This window comes from Streptomyces kronopolitis, assembly GCF_014646275.1.
In the GTDB taxonomy this organism is placed as follows: domain Bacteria; phylum Actinomycetota; class Actinomycetes; order Streptomycetales; family Streptomycetaceae; genus Streptomyces; species Streptomyces kronopolitis.
The window spans coordinates 169,978-185,887 of the sequence record NZ_BMND01000009.1 but is presented as its reverse complement, the minus strand read 5'-3'; the positions used below and the strand labels follow the sequence as shown (position 1 = coordinate 185,887).

Sequence of the window (15,910 nt, the reverse complement as noted above, 5' to 3'; positions counted from 1 at the left end):
CGCAGCAGAATCGCTCCGGATAGTAACACCACTACTCCATACGGTGCGATGCACGACCGACACTGCCCGCTCTTCACTAACGGCACAGAGCACCACAGCAGCACGCGCCTCTGAGGACGGCCTCGTCCCTCGTTAGGCTTCGTCTGGATCCTGCTGCGCATGCACACTGCGACCGAGGGAAACCCTTCCCCGCATTCACCCGTTTGCAGGGTGTCAACTCGCGGGGCGTCGGCTCGTGTCGGTGAGGCCGTGGCAGCAGCGACTCATTACACACGCAGCGCGTTCAATCGCTTGATTTCTGGGGGCGGTTTCATGGGAAGGCCTGAGGTCGGCGACGAGGTCGAATACGCTGCCGGATGCAGAGCCGTCGTCACTGACATTCGCAGCGGCACCTACTTCCTGCGCGGAGCCGGCAGCCGCGAGTGGTCTGTGCCAGATCCCGAAGCCCTCACGGTGACCCGCACCCGCGCGGAGCGCCTCAGTGAACACAGTGACCCATGGTGACCGTGACAGCGCCTCAGCCGCCGACCCGAGAATGAGACTCCGCTTCTCGCCTTCTCGCGCCGCGTGGGCCCGCTCGCCACAAGGAAGGCCCTCCTCCGTTGCCGGAGGAGGGCCCTGGTGCGGTGGGGTCACCAACCCCACCGACCTCCGCTCCGCTTCGCCATAGATTTCCGGAGGTCATCCCGATTTCCACACTAGCCACGTCCACGCGCCGACGCATGTCGCAGGCGCAAGAGGCCGCTGTCTCTACGGATCGCTGCTTGGCAGTGGCGGTTCGGCACGACCAGCCGCCGCCAGGCGCCCAGCGCGGCCTGCCGGGCCGGGTACCGGTCGGCGTGACACGGTGTGGATGCGACTGAAGGCGCGGCCGGTCAAGGAGTCTGGCCAGGTGAGGGCCCATGCTCCTCGCGGAGCTGCTGTGTATCTCGGCCAGCAGTCGCGTGTAACCCTTTCGCGCAGAGGGCCAGTGGGCTAAGGGGTGTTCGGCAATCCGCGCTGACAGTAGGCCCCGGCCGGCGCTGACCAGGAGGCGCACTGCTTCGGTCTGCGGCAGTTCGCCGGTGTCGACGGCACGTCCGTAGAATGCAATGTCGTCTGGCAAGCTCACGAGGTGATCTCCGCTTCCCCGGGAGCCCCGGCGCGACCGCATGATCCCTTGATCAGGGATTTCCCGGACGGGCATTCTCCAGCGTGCAGCGAAACTTGTCACCCGCGGCGGCGACAGGCATTTCCACAATCTCGTCGGGCACACGTGTTCCATGGGAATGGTCAAACGATGTGAGGAAGCCGTCGAACGGTGGGAACACGAGATGCTGCGACGTGTCCGCGGGCATGACCAGGTAGAGCTCTTCGATGCCCTGAGACGTCACTGTGACGCGCACGCCGTGGTCTGCGGCCGGGAGCGGACCTTGGTCCCCAACGTCTATCTGGTGAGACTCGCCCCTGGCGTCAGCGTGAGCCTGGACGTGCACACCGTCGCGCTGAGCCAGGAGCTCACCGACGTGCTCGCGCTCCACGGAGCTGAGTGCGCCTACGAATGGGCAGGCCCGCTCACTGTCCGTGTCACCAGCACGGGTACTCCGGTCGATGCCGGATACCACATAGTGAGCGAGGCGTCGCCCAACAGCCCCACGGCCCCCTTCACGGAGCTGGCCACAACCGCGTAGGTCGAGCGCCGCAGCCGTCCGGCGAGCTCCTCCGCTGGCTTGTGCTTGGGGTGGTGCGCGCTGCCGCCGATGGTCACGGCCTGAAACAGCTACGCGATCGACCGATCTCACAATCCGGTGGCTCATACGGAGAAACGTCCCTGAACAGGCAAGACGCATAGGGGCGAAGCGATGTTCTTGGTGCGTGGTGTCGGTGGACGGTGCGATCTGAGCTGGCGAGTCTGCGCGCCTCACGATTCGTGGGCAGTCTGGTCAGCCATGTGGATCAGCTGGATGTCGAGGCCGTCGGCTTGGGCGGTCAGCACCGTGGCCAGGGCAGACAGGGTGGTGCAGTCCAGTTCCACTTGATCGTCTTTGGCCGCCACCTGCCCGCAGCCGCAGAGCCCGGCAAGGTCCGCATACTCCTTGGCGATGCCGCGCAGCAGACTGCCTACACCCTCCGCTGCTATGTAGAGCCGGCCTTCGCGGCTCTTGACCACATCCAGTAACGCCCCGCGGAGCGGACCGTCCACACCCACCACTCCTCACCAGTGTCGCCGCCTGCCCGGGCCTTTCACCTGGTTGAGGAACCTCGCGCCGGGCTGCCACCGTGTGACGACCGGTAAACTTACCGGTTTTCAAGCCCACCGGTCGAAAAGGCATCGCTTTTGCACACAACTGAACGCAAGGCTCAAGTTCGTCGCTCCCAGGACGTCTCTTCGTCGAGCATCGACCCGGCACTTCCCGGCTCGATGACTACCGGGAGCCCCGGACGTGGGACCGCTGTGGTGGGAGCGGTGCTGTAGCTGTGCCTTTCAGCCAAATTCCGGTCGTCTCCTGGTATGGGTGTTGAGCTGGCCTGGTCGGGCAGGGCTACGGCATGCTGCCTGAACCAGACCATCGAAGGGTCAAGGGAAGTCCCATCGTCTCGATCGAGGACTACCAGGGTGCATGCGTCGTCGTACTGCAAGGCGACCTCGACCACGACGACCAGGACCTGCTGCACCTGGCGATGAGAACAGCCCGGCGCTCCGGCAAACAAGTCATCGCCGACCTTTCCCGCGTCAACTTCCTCGACGTGACAACGCTGGGAACTCTCCTTCGACCGAGAGGCCCTGCGCCCTGGCTCGCAGGGCCTCTCGCGCCCAACCCCCAACGCGTACTCACCCTGACCGGTACCACGCAAGTCTTTCGTGTGTTTCCCAGCCTTGCCGATGCGCTGATCGAGCCCTGGCTCAACGGGCTCTGAACTGCAGCGTGTTGATGCGCTGCTGCCACTGTGGGGCTGGCGACCAAGGCCGCTGGCGGGTGTGGTGAGGGAGGGTGTCGGGTAGGGGCGTGGCGACGGGGGCTCAGCGACTGGAAGGAGCCGGCCATGAGCGACCCCATCACGACGGCGGAAGGCGCCAGCCAGGCGGCCCCGCCGAAGGTGTGTGCCGTCCCGGCCACGACGGTGTTGCCGCAGGTCTGCGCTCCCCGGCGGATGGCCCCCGTCGACGCGCGCGAGCTGACGAAGGTTCTGCTGCTGCGGCTTGGCGCGCTGGAGCGTGGGACGCACGAGTACCAGTACGTGCGCAACACTCTGATCGAGATGAACCTGTCCTTGGTGCGCTACGTTGTCCGGCGCTTCTCCAGTCGTGGGGAGACGACCGAGGACATGTTGCAGGTCGGCACGATCGGTCTGATCAAGGCCATCGACCGCTACGACGTCTCACGTGGAGCAGCGTTCACGACGCTGGCTGTCCCCTATATCCAGGGGGAGATCAAGCGGTTCTTCCGTGACACGACCTGGTCGGTCAGTGTGCCCCGGCGTCTGCAGGAACTGCGCATCCGCCTTGCCCGAGCCCGCGAACAGCTCGAAAGCCAAGGGGTCCAGGAGCCTTCCGTCTCCGACTTTGCTGCCCACCTCGATGTGGAGGAGGCGGAGGTGGCGGAGGGGCTCATGGCCTCCAACGGCTACGACAGCGTCTCCATCGATCGGCCCCTCCAAGCCGTCGGCTCCAGTCGACAGACGGGGTTCGTCGCCGACCTTATCGGCTCCGAAGATCCTGCCCTCGCACTGACCGAAGACCTTCAGGCCCTCAAGCCGCACCTGGCCGAGCTTGACGACCGCGACCGCACTCTCCTCGAACTGCGCTTCGGCGCCGAGATGTCCCAGGCCGAGATCGGCAAACAGCTCGGTCTCTCCCAGATGCACGTCTCCCGCCTTCTCACCCGCGTCTGCTCACGTCTGCGGGAGAAGATGCTGGTCACTGACTGACGGCACACAGCCTCACCCTTGAGCGCCGTTGCCGCTCCCCCGGGAGGCGGCAACGGCGCAACGCGCCTCTCCAGCACGCCGAGAGACAACCTTACAGTTCAGCGTCCGACGGCTCGGCGCAGTTGGTCCTTGTTCATGGTGGAGCGGCCGTCGATGTTCTTCTTCCTGGCCTCTGCGTAGAGCTGGTCTCTGGTCGGGCCGCCGGCCCCTTGGTGGGAGCGTTCGCCGCCGCGCTGGGAAGCGGATTTCGGGTCGCGGAGGGAGGTCTTGCTGGCAGTTTTGGCTTCGCCGGAGCGAGCACGTTCCTTGTTCACCGTGCGGGCGGCGATCTCCTTGGCCCGCCTGTGCGAGGTACCGCGCTCCTCGGCCTGTTCCTTGATGTGCTCGTACTGCCGTTCACGCTTCTTACTGGATCCTGCCGGCACAGCTACTCACCCTTTCGTCGGTCGTTCCCGGCGGCCTTGCCGCGGCTACACACCAGTCCACTTCCGACGGGCCGCCGGCGCCACCCGGGTGGCGCCGACTGGCGTCAGCCAGTGGAGAGGGCATGGAAGAGGTCACCTGCCTGGAGACCGGGCAGGACGCGTGCGCAATCGGTGAGGGTCACCCTGGCGACCAGGCGGTGGCTTCGACGTGCCACGCCGGCGGTCATCTACCGCGGCCGGAGACGTAGTCGCGGACCCGGTCCACCAGCCCCAGGCCCGGAGCGAGCAGCTTGTTGACCGGCGGGGTGCTCGGAGCGCCAGGGTGCGGGCGGGTGGGCGCGCTCTTCTTCGCCTGGCGAACCTTGTCGCCCAGCTCTTCCAGCACGTAGGGGTGCACGCCCCTGCGGAGCTGAGCGAAGAGGTCGTTCTCCTCCTCACTGATGTGGGCTGCCACCTCGGTGCGCAGCTTTACCACCAGCCGGTCGAAGTCGAGATCATCGACCTTGCGCTTTTGAAGATCGTCGAGGAGCTTCTCGATGCGGAAGTGGTCGGCGAGCTCCTTGTCCGCCAGCGTGTCACCCCCCTCCAGATGCTCACGCACCGCGGGATAGAGATGTTCCTCCTCGGCAACGGAGTGCCGCACCAGCTCAATCGTCAGGGCATCCACCAGACGCTTGCGGTCCGTGCTCCCGGGGGGAGTGTTCTCGAACTGTGTGAAGAGCTCTTCGACCTCCCGGTGGTCGGTGGTCAGCTCCGCGATCACATCGCCGCCGTGCCCCACAGCAATTCCGCCCTTCTCTGAGCAACCGGCTCCTCCAGCCCTCGCATCACGGTTTCCCGAACCTGTTTGACCTAAAGCAGCCGTACACCCAATCGGCCCCCTGTGATAGCGCCAGCAGGCCGTGCCCAACGGCCGTCACGTCCGAGCAGGCCCGCGGCCTGTCGCTGGCCACAATCGGCTCATGCAGCATCATGAGGCGGCCGCCCGATACCCATCGATTCCTGCCGGTGGGCGTGGCGACCAGACACAGGCCGCCCGGATGGTGAAGATCGTCCTGGGTGCGCTGGGTGCGCTGGGTGCGCTGGGTGCGCGCCTGTCGTCCCTCTTGAGTGCCGTCCCGGCTCTGGAGGCGGGTGCGGTCACCACAGGCTCAGGGGGCGTCCCGCTCCGATGGCCGCACGGACGCGTGCTTCGATCTCCGCTCCGGACTCCCCGCTCTTCTGGCCGACCTGAATTGCGGCGCCGATGGCGCGGGACCGTCCGGCCGGGCGGCGGACATCAGCGAGCGGACTGCTCGGGTCCCGGCGGCGAGCCAGCCATTCCGCCCGGTTCTCCGCTGCCGTGCCCAGCCGCAGGTGCGTCTGCTGCTGACAGGAGTGGTTGTTGTATTCTCCAGAGTCCGTGACTCTCATGAGAGCGAACTGCCCTGAGACGCCGAGGGGCAAGGCGTCTGCCGTCGTCTGTGGCGGGCGGTCCGGTTGAGAGTCGGGGTGGTCGCTGAAGGTTCACCCGCGGGGGTGTCAACGGCGACTCAGTTCTGGCTCTTCGGCACTTTCCGTGAAGCGGATGATCTTGGGTAGCCCTTCCCGCTGGGAATCATGCTTCTGGTCTGTTGAAAGTTTTCTTCCCGCACCTGGCGCAGGCGGTGATCAACAACGTTGCCCGGATCGAGAAGTCCATACGGATCGCCGCCAGGTGCACCGCCGACTGCCCGGTGTTCGGGATGCGGCACTGTGTCGTCGCGGGTCCACAGTCGCTACGGCCGCAGACTCGCCGATACTGCAGTCTCCGGGCAGGAGACAGCGATCGACCTAGAGCGTTTGTCCCTGAGTTCCAGCAGCAGTTGCCGACGTGTTCGGCAAGAGCTTCGGCGGCGCCGGCTACTGCACCTTCCTGATGGGTGACACCTTCGCCCAGACGGTCACCTTCAATGCTGCCTCCACCGCGCCGGGGCCTAGGCGGTTTCGTTCGGATCACCGGCCGACGCTGCCCTTTGAGGTGAACAAAGCCGTTGGTCCCGCTGCCCGTCGACAGACCCAGCTTTCATGTCCTGCCCATCCCCGGCGCGGTCTTCTGCTCCAGCAGCTCCTGCTATGGCATTGATCAGGACGTAAGCAACCGCCCATCGTCCTGGACGATTCCGACAAGAAGCAGGATTGAGGTGTGTATTCCGCCACGCCGTGAGCCCGCGAAACGATCGATAGCGTCGATCTACGGCTAGATGCCTATGAAACCAACCATTCCCTATCGAGCGAGGTCTGATGTACCGCCGTCTGTTCGTCCTGACCCTGGGCACGTTCGCCGTGGGTACGGACGGATTCGTCGTCGCGGCGATCCTGCCCGACATATCCCGTTCACTGGACGTGAGTATCTCGACCACTGGTCTGCTCATCACAGTGTTCGCCTTCACCTACGCGGTGTCCTCACCGTTGATCACCGCGGCGACCGCCCACGTGCCCCGCAAGCGCCTGCTGATCGCCGGCCTCTGCATTCTTGCGCTCGGCAATGTACTGACGGCCACCCTGCACGCCTTCGGGCCGGTGCTGGCCAGTCGGGCCCTCGCCGGCCTGGGGGCCGGCCTGTTCACCCCGACTGCCAGCTCAACCGCCTCCGCGCTCGTCTCTCCCCACCAGCGCGGTCGAGCGCTGGCGTTCGTATTGGCGGGGCTCAGTGCCGCCACCGCGCTTGGCTCGCCCCTCGGCGCGGTCATCGGCAACCAGGCTGGCTGGCAGGCGACCTTGTGGTTCGTCACCGCTCTCGCCGTGCTCGGGGCGCTCGGCATCGCGGTGCTGATGCCCGCCATCCCGGCCACGCCCGCAGTCAGCCTCCGGGCCCGGCTGGCGCCGATGAAGGACGCCCGGGTGGGCTTCACCCTGCTGACCACGTTGCTGGCGTTCACCGGCTTCTACACCAACTACTCGTATGTGGCGGAGTCCTTCGACCGGGTGACCGGAGGGAACGGACTCACCCTCGCCGTGCTGCTGTTCATCTGGGGCGTCGGGGCGTCGGTCGGCAGTCTGGGCGTGGGCCGCCTCGTCGACCGCCTACCCGCCGGCCGACTCATCGCGACCGCCGTCGGTATAGTCGCGGTCGACTTCGCACTGCTGCCCCTCAGTAGCAGTCGCCTGGCCAGTGCGGCGGTGGCCCTGTTCGTGTGGGGCGTGTGCGGCTGGGCCGTGGTGGTGCCGCTGCAGCATCGGCTGATCGGCATCTCACCGGAGCACGCCACCGTGAGCCTCGGGCTCAACGCCTCCGCCTTGTACCTGGCCATCGCGGCTTCCGGTCTCACTGGCGCCGCTGGCATCGACCTGGTCGGCGCCCATCAACTCGGCCTGTTCGGGTTGATCTTCCTGCTGCTGGCGGTGCTGGCGTCGAGGGCAGCGACCGGGCTGATCACCCGCCACGCTGAGGCCCCCGGCGTGCACATCGAGAGCGCACCCATCCCGAAAGCACCGAGAGCCTGACCGCGTCCGCCATTGCCCCCGGCGGCGGGTACGACAGCCGCCGCCGACCAGGACCGTCGCCGCGAGTCATGAGGCCGAAGGGCAGTTCCGTCTGGATCATCGGGCGGACAAGAGGAAGGTGCCTGCGATGTGGAGACCGGCCAGGTAGATGGTCGCGGTCTTCTCGTAGGGGGTGGCGATGCCTCGCCACTGGTCGGGTAGCCGGGTCACGTCGCCGTGACCCGGCCCCCTGCGTCCACCCCGCTTCCGCGTCCGGTCCGGAAGCAACGGCTCAATGCCCCCACTGCACATCGGTTAACGGCACACCCGGGCCAACGACCGACTGATCCAAACGAAACTGCCTAGCCCACGACATGGACAAGGGCGTCGTCGACAGGTTCCGCTCACTTCCCATGCCGAGAACGTTGGTCACCCTGGCCTGGCCCCTCTCCGACCTGCTCATGAGCGCGCCACCCTCACCGGGACATCGCTATGTGGTCTGCTCGTGACACGGGCGCTTCACCTGCCGACGCCGTCCTCGCCTACTCCTCCCCCCGACCACTGACGGCGGTCTTCGTAAGCGGTTCTGATCCACTTCTTGTGGGGCGGTGACACGGCGTCACAGAGGGCTGGAAGGATTGCCGTTCGTGTGACTGCAGCGCGTTCTCGACGTTCTCGACGGTGTTCTCCCATCTGTCCTCCGTGGTGGTGGACGGGGTCAGAGCAGAGGGCGCTGGGATAGCCCTCACGGCACGGACGGTGACCCGCGAGGCTGCGTGCCCGGACTGTGGCGCAGTGTCCGGCCGTGCCCATGGCGGTTACCGGCGGCGCCTGGCCGACCTTGCGGCGGCCGGGCAGCAGGTCGTGATCGAGCTCCTGGTGCGACGTTTCCTCTGCCCGTCAGCAGGGTGCGGTCGCCGCACGTTCGTCGAGCAAGTTGATGGGCTCACCGAGCGGTTCGCGCGGCGCACACCGCTCCTGCGGCGCTCGCTGGAGAAGATCGCGCTGGCGCTCGCCGGACGTCCGGGCGCCCGGCTGGCCGCACATCTGTCCGTCCCGACGAGTGCGAACTCCCTGATCAGGCTCGTACGCAGGCTCCCGGACAAGCATGTCGGCGCCGCACCCCGCATGCTGGGCATCGATGATTTCGCCCTGAAGAAGGGGCACGTCTACGGAACGATCATCTTGGACATGGAGACCGGAGAACGCGTCGACGTCCTGCCCGACCGCACCGCGGACACCCTCACCGCGTGGCTGCGCGCACACCCCGGAGCGGAAATCGTCTGCCGGGACCGGGCCAGTGCTTACGCCGAGGCCGTACGCACCGCCTGCCCCGACGCGATCCAGGTCGCAGACCGCTTCCATCTGTGGAAGAACCTGTGCGAAGCCGTCGGGAAGTGCGTTGCCATACACCGCAGTTGCCTCGCCGAGCCTACCGAGGACGCGCCTGCTGACGCCACCGCCGAGCAGGAGGTGTCGGGGCGGCCGGAGGGGATGCGCGTGATCCGGCGCCGCGAGCGTCACGCCGCCGTGCACGCCCTCTACGACAAGGGCGCCCCGATCCAGGCGATCTCCGAGGCTCTCGGGCTGGACCGCAAGACGGTACGCCGCTACGCGCACGCGGCCACGCCAGAGGAGGCGTCGCTGGGCACCGGATCGCGCCGCTACGGCCAGGTCCACGCCTACTCGCCCTACCTCCACCGACGTTGGAACGAAGGCTGCACGGATTCGGCACGGCTCCACGCCGAGATCGCCGAGCTCGGCTTCACCGGCAGCAAAAGGACCGTGCGCCGGCACCTCCAGGAGATCCGGGCCAGCGGCAAACCCGCCCCCGACAAGCCCAAGGCGCTGACGGTCCGCACGGCCACCTGGCTGATCACGTCGCACCCGGACAACCTGGACGAGAGCAGCGAGCTCAAGCTCAAGAAGCTCCTGTCGCGCAGTCCCGAACTGGACGCCGTCGCCGCGTACGTTCGTTCCTTCGCCGCGATGATGACCGAGCGCCGAGGCAGCGACCTCGAGAGCTGGCTCACCAGCGCCGAGGGCACCGGGATGAAGCCGCTGCGGAGCCTGGCCCGCGGCCTCCGTCAGGACTTCGACGCCGTCACCGCCGGCCTCACCCTGGAATGGAGCTCGGGCAAGGTCGAGGGCAATGTAAATCGGGCGAAGCGAATCAAGAGGGATGGATACGGCCGCGCCGGATTCGATCTCCTCCGCCTGCAGATCCTCCTCGCCGACTGAAGACCGTCACCCTCCGCAACCGCCCCACAAGAAGTGGATCAGAACCGATCATGCCGACCACCTGCGGGGATGTCTCAAGGCAGCCAGCGGGGCGCCACAGAAGGCCATTGACAGCAGTGGCCGCGGCCGGCGCTCTGCTGGCCGGCGGTGCCGCCATCGGCACCGCGGGTGTTGCCACGGCATCCGCCCCCGCCGCCGCGCCCACCGCGAGCAGTCAGCATCACCACGGCTGCTACTGGCACCCTGGTCACTGGAGCAAGCACTGGCACAAGGGGTACTGGGAGAACCGGTGGCATGCCGGCTGGTGGGACAACCATCAGCACTGGCACCACAGCTACTGGAGCCACCAGTGGCACCACGGCTACTGGGAGAACCAGTGGCACAAGGGCTACTGGTCCTGCTACCGCTGAACGGCCCGACAGAGAGCAACGGTGCGGCTCCCGGCCACGGGAGCCGCACCCAGGCGTCACGAGCGCCCCGAACCACGCACAGCCACCGTTCAAAGGCTCAAGGCCATGACTCCGACATTCGCACTCACCCGCCGCGCCCGAGCCGTGAACGGTGGACCAGCTCAGGAGCCCGGGCTGCCCGCACCTTCCGCAGTCCGCGGGAACAGCTGCTCACAGGACATGAGGTTCGCCGAGCGCCCCGAGGACGTCGCCCTCGCGCGCGCCCTGACCCGCAGGTTCCTGGAACAGACCCACCCCGGGCACCCGGACGAGCAGGAAGCCGCCGTGCTTGTGGTGTCCGAACTGGTCACCAACGCCATCCGACACGCCCACGGCTCCGGCACACTGACCCTTGTCGCCCACACCGGCGGTCTAGACGTCACCGTCACCGACCCCAGCGCCCAACTTCCCCACGCCCGAACCCCCGACACCGAAAACGGTACCGGAGGCTGGGGCTGACACCTGATCACCGGCGTCTGCGACCAGATCGACGCCGCTGTCGACTCCACCGGCGGCAAACGCGTCCACGCCCATCTCCCCTGGCACTGACCTGCCGCAGCTACCACGAACATCGAAGCCGGACGAGCCCGTGGTGCCCTGGAGACCCGGCGCGCCCTCCCTATTCCCCCCACTGGTTCACGTGAACTGCGCGAAGTGTCACATATCGTGGTTCGCGAGGCCGGTCGTGCGGGTGCGAGGAAGGACTCAACCCCGGCGTGCACAACACCAAATGGGTCACCCGCCTGACCTTCGGAGCGAATCTCCTTGATGCACGACGGAGAGAGCGTCGACGTGCCAGCCCTGATCGTGACAGCGGAGATCCGATGACCGGTGCAATGCGCCCCACCACGATGATCGTCCTGGCCAAGGAATCCCTACCGGGCGGGGGAAGAAACATCGACACCGCACCCGACGCACAAGCACAAGCCGTCGCGGCCGCTGCGCCGCATCGCGAAAGCGCACTCCGGGTGAACACTCAGGAACAGGCGCCAGAGCAGCGCCCGGGCCCCGGCCGCCGGCACCAGGACCCGTACGCCACCGCCCTGACCAATGGCCGCGGCTCCCTGTACATGCGCCGGGCGGACGGTGGGGTGCTGCTGTCAGAGGTGGACCGATGGTGCGCTGAACCTGACTCCGCCGACATGACGGTCCTGCGACGGTGCAATGGGGCGGTCCTCGATGTCGGATGCGGGCCCGGACGCCTGGTCACCGCCCTCAACTCCCGCGGTCACCTTGCACTCGGCATCGACACCAGCCCCGCCGCGGTCGCGAGAACCATGTGTAGCGGAGGCAGGGCGCTGTGCCGGTCCGTCTTCGAGCGGCTCCCGGACGAAGGGCTCTGGAACACCCTTTTGCTCATGGACGGCAACATTGGCATCGGCGGCGACCCCCAGCTCCTGCTCGCACGGATCAGGACCCTCGTAGCACCGTTGGGAAGCCTGCTGCTCGTGGAAGCAGCCGCCATTGACGTAGACGAACAGCTGCAGGTGCAGTTCGACGACGGCTGTGGTCGTCTGGGAAGGCCCTTTCCCTGGGCCGGCATCGGCCTTCCCGCACTTCGTCGCAAGGCAACGGTCACAGGGTGGCAGCCGGGCAACGACTGGCAGGCCTCAGACCGATACTTCCTCGAGCTGCATCCAGCCCGTGGACATCATCCGACTCCACGGGAATGACGATCTTCGTCAGCGACCGAAGACGTGTGCGGGACGAGCTGCCTTCCGTCGGCCCACCGTTGCTGTCGGGTTCGGGTTTCCAGAGCGGCCGGACTGCGTTGGCGTCGGCGCAGCCTTCGGCGGGTACGCCGCTGACGGTATCGGCGAGTGTGAAGCCGGCGTGGGCGTTGGGCGTTGAGCCGGGCGGCGAGGTAGACCGCCTGCCCCTGGCCGATGGCGCCCATGGCGCACACGCGGCCGTCTTTGGTGCGGTACTCCTCTTGGGGCCAGCCGTGTTCGTTGATGTAGTCCACGGCGTCGTCCAGCAACTCAACGGAGCCCGCGTCGAGGTGATCAGTCATGGTTGTTAGCTCCCGCGTGTCAATACCTGACTACACGTCAGGTCAGGGGTAGTGTTGCTTCTGTTTCTGCTGGTCTCATGCGCCGCACCTCACCTCGCGAGGTGAGGTGCGGGCCGGCGGACTCTGTGGGCCCGCTCTAGTCGGCTGGTCCGCCCACAAGGGAAGGGCCACCCGACACACCCCCTGTGGTGGCCCTTCCCCCTGTGGTGGCCCTTCCCCCTATGGCGTCACGTGGACATTCCGTCGTGCTGCCAGACACGGTTCGCAGGCCGGCAGGACGCCCGCAGTGCGGTGTGCCCGGTAACCGTCGGGCGTGCCACAGCGGCCGGTCCAGTCTGGAAACGCGCCGGGATCATCAATGTCGTCGTCCCATGCGGCGGGCGGTGCCCAGTGATGCGCGGCGGCATGGTTCCTGGCCCGCACGAACGCACGGTTGCTGACGCCGTGAAGCTTCGGGTTGGTGTCCCACAGCTCCCGGTACAGGGAGCTGACCTCCTGCCGGGTGCCTGCGGTCACGTGGCTTCGCCGGAGGGAGCCGAAGTTGCCAGGCGTCAAGCCCAGGCGTTGCGCGAGGTGCGCTTGCGGCCAGCCGACCGCGACGAGCGCTTGGAGGCGGCGGGTGGTGCCGGTGGCATCCACGAGTGCTCCGTTGCTCACGTTTTTCGCGTCGGGCTCCACGGCCAGGACGGCGACCGCGATAGCGGGGCGTACGCGTTCCTGCGGGGGCGTCCCGCGTTCCGGGCGGCCGTGGAGGACGGCCTGAAGGCGCTTTCGGTCCACCTGGGCAAGTTCCGCTATCCGCCGGAGTCCCATTCCGCACTCTTGCAGGGAACGGATGTGCCGACGCACTGGAGCGGTGTCAAACCACGGCCGCCAGGTTCCGTACATGATGCCTGGCTCCGCGCGTCGTTGTATGCGGCCCCCACGTAGCCGCATGTGTAGCAGCGGCAGCCGTCCAGCTTGTACCGGGCGTAGCCGTGCGGGCGCTGCTCATCATGGCCCCCGGTCAGTCATGGGTGCGGCCCTTCAGGGCGTAGCGCTCCACCAGGGCGGCGGCATAGAGCTGGTCGACTTCCCGCTTGGTGAGACCGAGGAGTTCGGCGGCCACCTCAGCGGCGCCGGGGCCGGGCCCCGCCGTTCTCGTATCCTGCGCATGCGGTCCTCGGATAATTCCCTCAATCCCGTAGTCGGTGCCGAAGGTGATCACCCAGCCGGCGACGCAGTGCACGGTCCCGCAGCCGTTGCCCCACGTGGTCTGGTCGTGGCCTTCGGGGTGCGGGGGGATCGGGTCGTGGATTCGCTGGAAGAGGGGCTGGTTGATTTCAGGCACCGTTGCCTGCGGTGGGGGGTGATCGGGCATGGATTCGACATGCCGCCTTTGGCGTAATGGGCTTGTTGGGCCGGTTGGCCCCGCCAGGCTGTGTGGGTTGATCACGGTCCGTGGAAACAGCGGAGCCAGGAGGGGCGTGCGCGGTGGCAGATGCTGAGCGAAAGCCGCACAGGGTCAAGGTGGACCGCTCGGAGGGCTTCGGCGAACGGCTGCTGGGGGTGCTGCTGGACCGCGCCCACGAGATGCCCCCACAGCTGATCGCCCCGCTGATCGCGGAAGAGGTCGCCAGCATCGGAGGAAGGGATGTCTCCATCCTCTTGCAGGACTACGAACAAATGCTGCTGGTGCCTCTGCCCGGGCGACGGCTGGTGGTCGGCGACCCTGAGCCCATCGAGGACTCGCCCGCCGGCGATGCCTTCTTGCGCGCCAGGACCGTGGAGGTTCCCCAGGACGGCAGTGTGCGGATGTATCTCCCGCTTCTGGACGGCAGTGACCAGGTCGGGGCCATGGTCGTCACCCTCGATGACGTTGATGATGACGACCGGCGGCTTCTGCGCAGACTGGCCGGTTTGGTCGCCGACATGATCGTCACCAAGGACGCCTACACCGATCTGTTCTTCCAGGCTCGCCGCCGCGCTGACATGACCGTGGCTGCCGAGATCCAGTGGTCACTGCTGCCTCCGCTGTCGATGATCGTCCCGCAGGTTGAAGTGGCGGGGATCTTGGAACCTGCCTACTACGTGGCTGGCGACAGCTTCGACTACGCTCTCAACGACGACATTTTGCACGTGGCCATGATCGATGCGATGGGGCACGGGCTGGACGCGGCGACTATGGCGACAGTGGCTATCGGCGCATACCGCCACACCCGCCGCGTGAACACCGAGTTGTCCCAGATGTATGCGTTCATGGACGATGCGATCAGTGCACAGTTCGGGCCCGACCACTTCGTCACCGCGCAGATGATGTGCCTGAACATCACCACGGGACAACTGCAATGGGTCAACGCCGGTCACCCGGCCCCTCTGCTGATCCGCGACCGCGCTGTGGTGGACCGCCTGGAGAGCCCCACGACGCTGCCCGTCGGCTTCGGCGGTGAGGAGCCGCAAGTCAGCGAGCGGATGCTGCAACGCGGGGATCGACTGCTGTGCTTCACGGACGGCCTGATCGAGGAACACCAGTCCGGCGAGGAACAGTTCGGTGAGGAACAGCTCATCGAGTGCACCAACCGCACCCTCCACGAACACGCCTCGGTGCGAGCGGTCACGCGCAGCCTCTCGCACGCCCTGAAACGGGAGCGGGGCGGCGCCACCAGCGACGACGCCACCATCTTCCTCATCGAATGGCGCGGCGGCAAAGCCGACCACCTCACCACACTCGAATGAGCCACGAGCCCAGGTGGGGGCAGGTCATCCAATGCGCCTTGCGTAGACGCGGTGCTCCCCGGCAACGCAGTGCGCCACGGCCTCGAAGGAGCTCGCGGGCCGGATTGCCGCCGGGGGGCCTTGACGTATGTACTGGACGGGGGTGAGGTTGAGACGGTGAGGCTAGGGCTCAGGGCCGGATTTCGCATTGGCTGAACTTGCGGATCACCATTACACAGTCATCTGGGCTATTTTTCAGCTCATCTACGAGTTGTTGCGCTGTTTCTGTTCCGAAAATCCCGTCTTCTGACAGGCGGATGGCGAGGGCAATCAGAGACTCGGCCATGGCCTGAGTGGCAGTGGTTGCATGTGCATTATCGGTCACGGAAAGGATTCTAAGGCTCCGGCCAATGCGAAGATGGCGTACACGGACATGATCAGGGGCTACTGCGCCGGATGCTACGAGATCTGAAGCAGAATCGCACCGCTCGAAGGGTCGAGGATAGCGGCGACTGAACTTGTGAGGAAGACGTCAACCGTCACGCCTTCGACTTCAGGGCTGTTGTTGCTCGTGACATGGGCGTATCCGTCGCCGGGGTCGTACCCCCACGCGATGTTGAAGACGGTCAGCTTCACGCCGCCGCGCAGGACGACCTCGGTGGACAGCCCAACGCGATCGTGAAGCAACTGAAGGATTATCTCGTCACGAGGCAGCGGCTGTTCGTCAGTCATCA

At 66.6% G+C, this 15,910-nt stretch carries 20 protein-coding genes and 1 pseudogene; 11 read left to right on the top strand and 10 right to left on the bottom strand.

What is annotated here, in order from left to right; translation table 11 throughout:
* Nucleotides 1–1,163: 1,163 nt before the first annotated feature.
* On the bottom strand, nt 1,164–1,385 hold the full coding sequence (locus tag IEY78_RS34390; RefSeq protein ID WP_229699926.1) for a hypothetical protein: 222 nt from the start codon (nt 1,383–1,385) through the stop codon (nt 1,164–1,166).
* On the opposite strand from IEY78_RS34390, the gene IEY78_RS13520 reads away from it, so the two are divergent.
* Nucleotides 1,314–1,670, top strand: coding sequence for an FhaA domain-containing protein (locus tag IEY78_RS13520; protein ID WP_229699925.1), 357 nt, complete (start codon nt 1,314–1,316; stop codon nt 1,668–1,670). The genes IEY78_RS34390 and IEY78_RS13520 overlap by 72 nt on opposite strands.
* A 230-nt stretch (nt 1,671–1,900) precedes the next feature.
* On the opposite strand, the gene IEY78_RS13515 is transcribed toward IEY78_RS13520, so the two are convergent.
* Nucleotides 1,901–2,182 (bottom strand): hypothetical protein, encoded by a 282-nt coding sequence (locus IEY78_RS13515; RefSeq protein ID WP_189097927.1) that lies wholly within the window; start codon nt 2,180–2,182, stop codon nt 1,901–1,903.
* 347 nt (nt 2,183–2,529) lie between these two features.
* On the opposite strand from IEY78_RS13515, the gene IEY78_RS13510 reads away from it, so the two are divergent.
* Complete coding sequence (locus IEY78_RS13510) at nt 2,530–2,898, top strand: STAS domain-containing protein (RefSeq protein WP_189097926.1); 369 nt, start codon at nt 2,530–2,532, stop codon at nt 2,896–2,898.
* A gap of 126 nt (nt 2,899–3,024) precedes the next feature.
* The gene (locus IEY78_RS13505) at nt 3,025–3,909 is read left to right on the top strand and encodes a SigB/SigF/SigG family RNA polymerase sigma factor (protein WP_189097925.1); all 885 of its coding nucleotides are present in this window, start codon (nt 3,025–3,027) and stop codon (nt 3,907–3,909) included.
* Nucleotides 3,910–4,007: 98 nt separating this feature from the next.
* On the opposite strand, the gene IEY78_RS13500 is transcribed toward IEY78_RS13505, so the two are convergent.
* The 3 genes from IEY78_RS13500 to IEY78_RS13490 all read right to left on the bottom strand — a co-directional run bounded on the left by IEY78_RS13500 (nt 4,008) and on the right by IEY78_RS13490 (nt 5,747).
* A complete protein-coding gene (locus IEY78_RS13500; RefSeq protein ID WP_189097924.1) occupies nt 4,008–4,334 on the bottom strand; it encodes a plasmid stabilization protein in 327 nt (108 codons plus the stop codon).
* A gap of 223 nt (nt 4,335–4,557) precedes the next feature.
* Nucleotides 4,558–5,115, bottom strand: coding sequence for a hemerythrin domain-containing protein (locus IEY78_RS13495; protein WP_189097923.1), 558 nt, complete (start codon nt 5,113–5,115; stop codon nt 4,558–4,560).
* A gap of 359 nt (nt 5,116–5,474) precedes the next feature.
* Complete coding sequence (locus IEY78_RS13490) at nt 5,475–5,747, bottom strand: hypothetical protein (RefSeq protein WP_189097922.1); 273 nt, start codon at nt 5,745–5,747, stop codon at nt 5,475–5,477.
* Between the two features lie 439 nt (nt 5,748–6,186).
* Here IEY78_RS13490 and IEY78_RS35150 point away from each other — a divergent pair, with 439 nt between their 5' ends.
* The 7 genes and pseudogenes from IEY78_RS35150 to IEY78_RS13460 all read left to right on the top strand — a co-directional run bounded on the left by IEY78_RS35150 (nt 6,187) and on the right by IEY78_RS13460 (nt 12,141).
* Nucleotides 6,187–6,438, top strand: a complete 252-nt coding sequence (locus IEY78_RS35150) for a hypothetical protein (protein WP_229699914.1) — start codon at nt 6,187–6,189, stop codon at nt 6,436–6,438.
* 158 nt (nt 6,439–6,596) lie between these two features.
* Nucleotides 6,597–7,799 (top strand): MFS transporter, encoded by a 1,203-nt coding sequence (locus IEY78_RS13480; RefSeq protein WP_189097921.1) that lies wholly within the window; start codon nt 6,597–6,599, stop codon nt 7,797–7,799.
* A gap of 341 nt (nt 7,800–8,140) precedes the next feature.
* Nucleotides 8,141–8,286: pseudogene (locus tag IEY78_RS34990) on the top strand (ABC transporter permease); the annotation flags it as partial.
* A gap of 173 nt (nt 8,287–8,459) precedes the next feature.
* Nucleotides 8,460–10,019: an ISL3 family transposase gene (locus IEY78_RS13475; RefSeq protein ID WP_189097920.1), complete on the top strand. Its 1,560-nt coding sequence runs from the start codon at nt 8,460–8,462 to the stop codon at nt 10,017–10,019.
* A gap of 116 nt (nt 10,020–10,135) precedes the next feature.
* A complete protein-coding gene (locus tag IEY78_RS13470) occupies nt 10,136–10,429 on the top strand; it encodes a hypothetical protein (protein ID WP_229699924.1) in 294 nt (97 codons plus the stop codon).
* A gap of 219 nt (nt 10,430–10,648) precedes the next feature.
* A complete protein-coding gene (locus tag IEY78_RS13465) occupies nt 10,649–10,927 on the top strand; it encodes an ATP-binding protein (RefSeq protein WP_189097918.1) in 279 nt (92 codons plus the stop codon).
* 257 nt (nt 10,928–11,184) lie between these two features.
* Nucleotides 11,185–12,141 (top strand): class I SAM-dependent methyltransferase, encoded by a 957-nt coding sequence (locus IEY78_RS13460; RefSeq protein ID WP_373294147.1) that lies wholly within the window; start codon nt 11,185–11,187, stop codon nt 12,139–12,141.
* Here the strand turns inward: IEY78_RS13460 and IEY78_RS35255 are convergent.
* The 3 genes from IEY78_RS35255 to IEY78_RS13445 all read right to left on the bottom strand — a co-directional run bounded on the left by IEY78_RS35255 (nt 12,120) and on the right by IEY78_RS13445 (nt 13,812).
* Nucleotides 12,120–12,482 (bottom strand): DUF6197 family protein, encoded by a 363-nt coding sequence (locus IEY78_RS35255; protein WP_444544917.1) that lies wholly within the window; start codon nt 12,480–12,482, stop codon nt 12,120–12,122. The genes IEY78_RS13460 and IEY78_RS35255 overlap by 22 nt on opposite strands.
* A gap of 219 nt (nt 12,483–12,701) precedes the next feature.
* Complete coding sequence (locus IEY78_RS13450) at nt 12,702–13,262, bottom strand: hypothetical protein (RefSeq protein WP_189097916.1); 561 nt, start codon at nt 13,260–13,262, stop codon at nt 12,702–12,704.
* Nucleotides 13,263–13,488: 226 nt separating this feature from the next.
* Nucleotides 13,489–13,812, bottom strand: coding sequence for a hypothetical protein (locus IEY78_RS13445; protein ID WP_189097915.1), 324 nt, complete (start codon nt 13,810–13,812; stop codon nt 13,489–13,491).
* Between the two features lie 143 nt (nt 13,813–13,955).
* Here IEY78_RS13445 and IEY78_RS13440 point away from each other — a divergent pair, with 143 nt between their 5' ends.
* Nucleotides 13,956–15,197: a PP2C family protein-serine/threonine phosphatase gene (locus tag IEY78_RS13440; protein WP_189097914.1), complete on the top strand. Its 1,242-nt coding sequence runs from the start codon at nt 13,956–13,958 to the stop codon at nt 15,195–15,197.
* Between the two features lie 169 nt (nt 15,198–15,366).
* On the opposite strand, the gene IEY78_RS13435 is transcribed toward IEY78_RS13440, so the two are convergent.
* Together IEY78_RS13435 and IEY78_RS13430 are read right to left on the bottom strand one after the other, a co-directional pair.
* A complete protein-coding gene (locus IEY78_RS13435; protein WP_189097913.1) occupies nt 15,367–15,561 on the bottom strand; it encodes a hypothetical protein in 195 nt (64 codons plus the stop codon).
* Between the two features lie 74 nt (nt 15,562–15,635).
* A complete protein-coding gene (locus IEY78_RS13430; RefSeq protein ID WP_189097912.1) occupies nt 15,636–15,908 on the bottom strand; it encodes a hypothetical protein in 273 nt (90 codons plus the stop codon).
* Nucleotides 15,909–15,910: the final 2 nt, after the last annotated feature.